This is a genomic window from Bradyrhizobium altum (assembly GCF_020889705.1).
Classification (GTDB): Bacteria; Pseudomonadota; Alphaproteobacteria; order Rhizobiales; family Xanthobacteraceae; genus Bradyrhizobium; species Bradyrhizobium altum.
Genome location: NZ_JACMYP010000350.1, coordinates 1 through 7,541, shown reverse-complemented (window position 1 = coordinate 7,541; position 7,541 = coordinate 1). Strand labels below are relative to the sequence as shown.

The window sequence follows — 7,541 nt, the reverse complement described above, 5'->3', positions numbered from 1 at the left end:
CAAGCCGGGCGATGACAGTGTGGGCGGGGACGCAGCTTCGCACTCTCGCGACAGGATTGCGTGAAACGCGAAGCGGAATTTTGCCCGTCTGGTCAATTTGCCGGAGGGGCACGCGCTCTCACCTCGTCATTCCGGGGCGTGCGAAGCACGAGCCCGGAATCCATTCTTCCACGAATGATGCGGGCAAATGGATTCCGGGCTCTCGCTTCGCGAGCCCCGGAATGACGAGTGGAGAGAGTTCCTGGAACGACGCGAAGATTCCCTCACGCCGGCACGTTCGGATCCGGCGTCACCTTCGGGTCAGGCTTGTTGACCAGATAGAGGCCGGCGATCACCAGCAGCGCGGCGGCGCCGAACACCGGCGTCAACGTGTCGTGCATGATGAAATAGGCCGCGACCACGCCGAACAGCGGCGTGACGAAGGTGAAGGCGGAGAGCTTGCTGGCCGAATAAGTCTTCACCATCGCAAACCAAATGACAAAAGTGCAGCCCACCACCCAGACCGCCTGATAGGCGAGCAGCGAGATCGAGAGCGCGCTCGGCACGTGCTCGATGCGCTCGCCGGCGATCCAGGCTGCGAACGCGAGAATCGGAATCGAAATCGCGACCTGGTAGCCGAGCGCCTTTTCCGGCGCGGCCTTGCGCAGCTGCGTGCCCTTGGCGACCAGCGTGGTCGCCGCCCAAAGCGCGCCGCCGCCGACCACCATGAGGTCGCCGAGCAGCACCTTGGCATCGACATTCGGCTGCGGCACGCCGATCGCGAGCGCGACACCGGCAAAGCTCAGCGCCAGCCCGCTCCACTGCACGGTCGAGAGACGCTCGCCGAGAAACTGATGCGAGCCGAGCGCGACGAAGAACGGCGCGGTGTAGAGGAAGACCGAGGCGCGCGAAGCCGAGGTGAAGACGAGCCCGGTGAAGATCAGCACGAACTCGCAGCCGAACATCAGCCCGGCGATCACGCCCGGCAGCAGCGTGCCGTCGCCCTCGAAGAATTTGACGCCGCGCAGCCGGCCGACGATCAGCATAACCGGCAGCGCGCCGGAGGAACGGATCAGCGCCTGCAGCATCGGCGGCACATCGGGCAGCGCGAGCTTCACCGCGAGCTGGTTGAAGCCCCAGCTCACGCACAGCATCAGCATCAATGCGATGGCGCCGGGCGGCAGCCCGTGGCCGACGCTGACGGGCCTCGTGACGCTGGCGGAGATCGCTTGGGTCGACATGTTTCCTCGCGGGCCGCCTATCGGCCTGTTGTTAGTATTCGCGTGTCGCTGGGATCGTCATTGCGAGCAGAGCGAAGCAATCCATTTCACCACTTGCCGAGGCATGGATTGCTTCGTCGCTTCGCTCCTCGCAATGACGGGAGAAGGGTCTCGGACAAGAACAATCATTTCTGGCAATGCGCGCAGGTGCCGGCGATCTCGACGACGGAGAGTTTCGGGATGAAGCCCGACGCCCGCGCCGCTGCGGTCAGGCTTTGCGCGACCGGGGCGGCGGGAATCTCGCCGACCGAGCCGCAATGGTCGCAGATCAGGAACGCCACCATCGAGGTCTCATCATGATCGTGCGCGCAGGCGAGGAAGGCGTTGCGGCTCTCGATGCGGTGAACGAGGCCGTTCTCCATCAGGAAGTCGAGCGCGCGATAGACGGTAATCGGTGCCGGGCGCGGCATCGTCTTGGCCAGCTCGTCGATCACCTCATAGGCGCCGAGCGGCCGATGGCTCGACAGCAGCGCCTGCAGCACCTGACGCCGGATCGGGGTGAATTTCTGGCCGCGGCGCGCGCACACCTGTTCGGCATGCGCCATCGCGTCCGCGGCGCAGCGGCCGTGATCGTGGTCGGGGGCAGGAAATGTCGGCTTGGCCAGGCTCATTGCCCGGATATGTAGCATTTCTGCGCCCGTTCCCATAGCCCGGCCCAGGCCCAATACCGAAGCGCAATACCCAAGCCCGGTACCTAAGCCAGTCCCTCACCGCCTTGCAGCCATGTGCGCCATGCGGGGCAGCCCCCCGTTAACCTCGCATGCAGAATTCATAAGCAAGCTTATTATATTGCAAGCTTATGGAGATAGCATTGATGCGCAGTTCCGTGGACGCGAACTTCATGTTTACGCTGGGCGAATTGTTCCGGCTGATCCGCGTCTATGCCGACAAGGAGGCGGCGCGCTACGGCATCACCCGTGCACAATGGGCCGTCCTGTCGAAGGTGGAGCGCCAGGAAGGGCTGAAGCAGACCGAGCTCGCCGAGTTGCTCGAGATGCAGCCGATCACGCTGACGCGGCTGATCGACAAGCTCTGCGACAATGACTGGATCGAGCGCCGCAGCGACGAGAACGATCGCCGCGTCAACCGCCTCTATCTGAAAAAGGCCGCCCGCCCGCTGCTCGGCAAGCTGGCCGGCCTGCGCTCCGAACTCACCGCGACCGCACTCGAGGGCATCAGCCCCGCGGACGCGCACCGCCTGCTCACCCAATTGGAATCGATCAAGGAAAACGTTCGCAATGCCATCCAAAACCCAGCCGGCGAGCCCTCCCGAAAGGAACAACGCTATGGCTGAACCCGTCCTCAAACTGGCCCCCGAACAGAAGAGCAATCCGGGCGAGCCGGCGCCGTCGGGCAAGGCGAGCCGCGCGCCGCGCCGGCGCCTGATGGCAGGCCTGCGGCGCTATCGCCGGGTGCTGCTGCTCGTCGTGCTGCCCATCGTGGCGGTGATCGGCGGCGGCGTGTTCTATCTCAATGGCGGCCGCTACGTCGGCACCGACGATGCCTACGTCGGCGCGCAGAAGGTGCTGATCACGCCGGAAATCTCCGGCAAGATCGACAAGATCGTCGTGAAGGAAGGCCAGCACGTCAGGAAGGGCGACGAGCTGTTCGAGATCGATCCGGTGCCGTTCCGCCTCGCGGTCGACCAGGCCAAGGCGGCGCTCGACCAGACCCGGACCACCTATGACAATCTGGTCGACAACATCAAGATCAACACCAGGATGCTCGAATTCGCCCAGCAGAGCATCGAACTGAAGAAGAAGGACGTCGATCGCAAATCGACGCTCGCCAAACAGAATTTCGGCTCGCAGCTCGACCTCGACAACGCGGCGAATGCGCAGGTCACGGCCGAGAGCCTGGCGCAATACATCAGGCAGCAGATCTCCAACGCCAGGACGCAATTGCTCGGCGATGTCGATTTGCCGATCGAGCGATTCCCGCCCTACGCCCAGGCCAAGGCCAAGCTCGACGACGCCCAGCGCAATCTCGATCACACCGTGCTGCGCGCGCCGATGGACGGCGTGGCGACCCAGGTCGACCAGATCCAGCTCGGCCGCTTCGTCGCCGCGGGCGCGCCGGTGTTTTCCGTGATCGATGTCGACCATCCCTGGGTCGACGCCAATCCGAAGGAAAGCGACTTCACCTATGTCGCGGTCGGCCAGCCGGTGACGCTCGACGTCGACGCGTTCCCGAACCATGAATTCAAGGGCAAGATCGGCTCGCTGTCGCCCGGTACCGGCGCGCAGTTCGCGATCCTACCGCCGCAGAACGCCACCGGCAATTTCGTCAAGGTGGTGCAGCGGGTGCCGGTGCGCATCTACTTCGACGAGAACGATCCGTTCGTGAAGAAGCTGAAGGCCGGCATGAGCGTCTACGCGACGATCGACACCAACCACCGCCGCACGCTGGCCGGCCTGCTCGGGCTGCGCTCAGCCTCCGCGCACCCGGACCATCAGGACTAAGACGCGATGAATGCACCGTCACCATCCGCCGTGCCCGGCATGCGCCGGAACATGGTGACGATCTGCGCGATGACCGCGACGATCATGCAGGCGCTCGACACCACGATCGCCAACGTCGCGCTGCCCTATATGCAGGGTTCGCTGTCGGCCTCGCAGGACCAGATCAACTGGGTGCTGACCTCCTACATCGTCGCGGCCGCGATCATGACCGCGCCGGTGGGCTGGATCGCCAACCGCTTCGGCCGCAAGCGCATCTTCATCATCTGCTCGGCCGGCTTCACCGTTGCCTCGGTGTTCTGCGGCCTGGCGCAGGACATCAACCAGATGGTGCTGTTCCGCCTGTTGCAGGGCGTGTTCGGCGCGGCGCTGGTGCCGCTGTCGCAGGCCGTGATGCTCGATTCCTACGCGCTGCATGAGCGCGCCAAAGCGATGTCGATCTGGGGCATGGGCGTGATGATGGGTCCGATCATGGGTCCCTCGCTCGGTGCCTGGCTGACCGAGACCTATTCCTGGCACTGGGTGTTCTTCGTCAATCTGCCGTTCGGCGCCTTCACCGTGCTCGGCCTCGCGGTGTTCATGGACGAGACCAGGCAGGACCACGCGCTGCGCTTCGACTGGTTCGGCTTCGGCGCGCTCGCGGTCGCGATCGGCGCGCTGCAGCTCGCGCTCGACCGCGGCGAGCAGCTCGGCTGGCTGGAATCCAACGAGATCATGATCGAGTTCATTGTGGCGGCGGTCGGCGCCTATTTCTTCTTCGCCCATTCGCTGACCACCGACAAGCCGTTCATCCAGTTCGCGATCTTCAAGGACCGAAATTTCCTCGGCGGCGTCGTGTTCATGACGGTGATGGGCCTCGTGCTGTATTCGACCATGGCGCTGTCCTCGCCGTATCTGCAGAACGTGGTCGGCTATCCGATCATCACCGCCGGCCTGTTGCTGGCGACCCGCGGCGCCGGCACCTTCGTCGCGATGATGTTGGTCGGCCGCCTGATGCGCTACATCGAGGCGCGCACGCTGATCATCTCCGGCCTGGCACTGACCGCGGCGTCGCTGTTCCAGATGACCGGCTGGACCGACATGACGCAGGCGAGCGAGATCATCGTCGTCAGCGTGATCCAGGGCTTTGGCTTCGGCCTCGTCTTCGTGCCGCTGTCGACGGTGGCGTTCCTGACGCTGCCCAACCAGCTGCGTACCGACGGCACCTCGATGCTGACGCTGTTCCGCAACGTCGCAAGCTCGATCGGCATCTCGATCGTGATCGCGCAGCTTACGGAAGGCGGGCGGCGGATCTACGCAAAGCTGTCGGAGCAGATCAATCCGTTCAACCACGCGCTGCAGATGCCCGATGTCGCCGGCATGATCAACCTCAACACCGATGCCGGCCGCGCGATGGCCGACAGGATGGTGGCGGCGCAGTCGCAGATCATCGCATTCTCGCACGACTACCAGCTGGTGATGCTGTTCATCCTGGTCTCGATCCCGCTCGCGCTGATGATCGGCTCGACCAAGGCCACGCTGCGCGCGCAGTCGGCGCCGCCGGATCATGCCGCGGTGATGGAGTAAGTCTGCGGCCTGTTTTCTCCGAGCCCCGGAGCAAACTATCCGACCGTCATCCTGAGGAGCCGCGTAGCGGCGTCTCGAAGGATCGACGGCCACCAGCGGGGCCGTGCATCCTTCGAGGCTCGCAAGAGCTCGCGCCTCAGGATGACGGGATTGATGGCGAACCCCTACCAACGAGTGAAGAACCGCAGCCGCATCCGCGTTGACTTTCCGACCTCGCCTCCCAATACTCCGCGAAAAACAAATACCCGTCGCAAATGACGGCTTCAGGGGAGGACGCGATGCCGACTTCACGCAGGACGCTGCTGAAGACCTCAGCGGCTGCCGCCGCTGCGCTCAGCTTCGATTGGACACGCGCGCAGGCGCAGGCCGAAACGGTCCGGATCGGCGTGATCTACGACCTGACCGGTCCGTTTGCCGCCGGCGGCTCGGTCGCCTCCTCGATCGGCACGCAGATCGCGATCGATCTCGTCAATGAGAAGGGCGGCATCAGTGGCAAGTACAAGATCGCCCCGGTCAATGTCGATTCCCAGAGCAAGCCCGATGTCGCGATCAACGAGGCCAATCGCCTGATCGACCAGGAGAAGGTCGATATCCTCAACGGCGTGTTCGCGAGCTCGCACGCGGTGCCGCTCGCCGCCAAGGTCGAGCAGCAGAAGCGGATCCTGTGGATCACGACCGCGGTCTCGACCGCCGTGTTCAAGGACAAGAACCTGCAATACGTGTTCCGCGCCCAGATCCATTCCGACCAGTACGGCCAGGCCTTCGGCGGCTTCCTCGCCGAGCACGCCAAGGCCAAGCTCGGCATGGAGCCGAAGGATGTCAAGGTCGCGCTGATCCATGAGGACGGTCCCTACGGCGTCGGCGTTGCCGCCGCCGACGAGACCTTCGCGAAGGAAGCCGGGCTGCAAATCGTGCTCAAGGAAGGCTATTCGGCCTCCGCGCCCGACCTCTCGGTGCTGGTGACCAAATTGAAGCGCGCCAAGGCCGACATCATCTCGCATGCCGGCTACAACCCCGATATCACGCTGTTCCTGCGCCAGGCGCGCGAGAGCGGGCTGAAGTTCAAGATGCTGTTCGGCGCCGGCGCCGGCTACAGCCAGCTCGACAAGCTGCGGACGACGTTCGGCGCCGACATCGACAATTTCTGCAACATCGACCCCGTTCCGGCGCAGCTGCTCGATCCCGCCAAGCTGGCGCCGGGGGTCGGCGATCTCACCAAGGTGATGGTGGCGCGCTATCGCGAGAAGACCAGCGCCACCGAAGTGCCGCCGCACTGCTCGATGGGCTTCAACCAGACCTGGGTCCTGCTCAACAACGTGCTGCCGGTCGCCAAGGAGAAATATGGCGGCTTCGATCCGGAGGCGATCCGCAAGGCCGCGCTCGATGTCGACATCCCGCCGGGCGGCACCATCCAGGGCTATGGCGTGAAATTCTATCCGCCGGGCACGCCGATGTCCGGCCAGAACGAGCGCTCGACGCCAGTCGTGATGCAGAACGCCGGCGAGCGCATCACCGTGGTGTGGCCGACCAACATCCGGACGCAGGACCCGGTGTTTCCGCTGCCGAAGGGCTCGGTGTACGGGGCGTAGGGCTCGACCGTTTGTTGCGGCGTGTTGGAAACCAGCTCCGTCATCCTGAGGTGCGAGCCTCTTGGCGAGCCTCGAAGGATGCACGGCCCCACTTTGGCCGGTTCATCCTTCGAGGCTCGCTCCGCTCGCACCTCAGGATGACGGGGCTGGCATAGGCATCGGTGAGACGAAGGCAATCACGCTACTGCTCCGTGCCCGGCCAATCGCAATGCAAGCATCTACAGCACCACCCGCCGCCCCTCATCCGCCGCCCAATAGCCGGCGTAGTTCACCTTGGTCGTCTCATACGCCAGCGCAAGGTCGGCGAGCGGCTGCCTCCCGGTTGCGACGCATTCCATGAAATCCTGGATCTCCTGCAGATAGCCGCGGGTCCATTCCTCCTCGAGGCAGACATATTGCCAGCCGGTTTTGCGATCGACCTTCTCGGTGATGTAGACGGAGGCGAGCTTCTCCTCGGAGGTCTGGTAGCTCACAAGATGCGTGTTCGGCGTGATGTTGGCGAACAGCGAACCGCCCGAGGTGTAGGTCTCGATCAAATTGCGCACGCCGCCCATGATCATGTCGCCGGAGAACACCGTGGCCTTGGTGCCGTCGGAGAAGGTCGCGGTCAGCGTGCCCCAATCCTCGACATCGACCGGATTGGCCTTGATGTAGCCGCGCTCCTCGGG

The 7,541-nt window shown here is 64.3% G+C and carries 6 protein-coding genes and 1 pseudogene; 4 read left to right on the top strand and 3 right to left on the bottom strand.

Annotated elements, in window-relative coordinates:
* Positions 1-263: 263 nt before the first annotated feature.
* Positions 264-1,220, bottom strand: coding sequence for a DMT family transporter (locus H8B02_RS43010; protein WP_229171803.1), 957 nt, complete (start codon positions 1,218-1,220; stop codon positions 264-266).
* A gap of 164 nt (positions 1,221-1,384) precedes the next feature.
* A complete protein-coding gene (locus H8B02_RS43005; protein ID WP_028338147.1) occupies positions 1,385-1,870 on the bottom strand; it encodes a Fur family transcriptional regulator in 486 nt (161 codons plus the stop codon).
* Positions 1,871-2,070: 200 nt separating this feature from the next.
* On the opposite strand from H8B02_RS43005, the gene H8B02_RS43000 reads away from it, so the two are divergent.
* The 4 genes from H8B02_RS43000 (at position 2,071) to H8B02_RS42985 (ending at position 6,873) form a co-directional block, all read left to right on the top strand.
* On the top strand, positions 2,071-2,553 hold the full coding sequence (locus H8B02_RS43000) for a MarR family winged helix-turn-helix transcriptional regulator (RefSeq protein ID WP_212312011.1): 483 nt from the start codon (positions 2,071-2,073) through the stop codon (positions 2,551-2,553).
* Positions 2,546-3,721: an HlyD family secretion protein gene (locus tag H8B02_RS42995; protein WP_229171801.1), complete on the top strand. Its 1,176-nt coding sequence runs from the start codon at positions 2,546-2,548 to the stop codon at positions 3,719-3,721. The genes H8B02_RS43000 and H8B02_RS42995 overlap by 8 nt, the downstream gene beginning before the upstream one ends.
* A 6-nt stretch (positions 3,722-3,727) precedes the next feature.
* The gene (locus H8B02_RS42990; protein WP_229171799.1) at positions 3,728-5,284 is read left to right on the top strand and encodes an MDR family MFS transporter; all 1,557 of its coding nucleotides are present in this window, start codon (positions 3,728-3,730) and stop codon (positions 5,282-5,284) included.
* Positions 5,285-5,562: 278 nt separating this feature from the next.
* The gene (locus tag H8B02_RS42985; protein ID WP_229171798.1) at positions 5,563-6,873 is read left to right on the top strand and encodes an ABC transporter substrate-binding protein; all 1,311 of its coding nucleotides are present in this window, start codon (positions 5,563-5,565) and stop codon (positions 6,871-6,873) included.
* 218 nt (positions 6,874-7,091) lie between these two features.
* On the opposite strand, the pseudogene H8B02_RS42980 reads toward H8B02_RS42985, so the two are convergent.
* Positions 7,092-7,541: pseudogene (locus H8B02_RS42980) on the bottom strand (gfo/Idh/MocA family oxidoreductase); the annotation flags it as partial.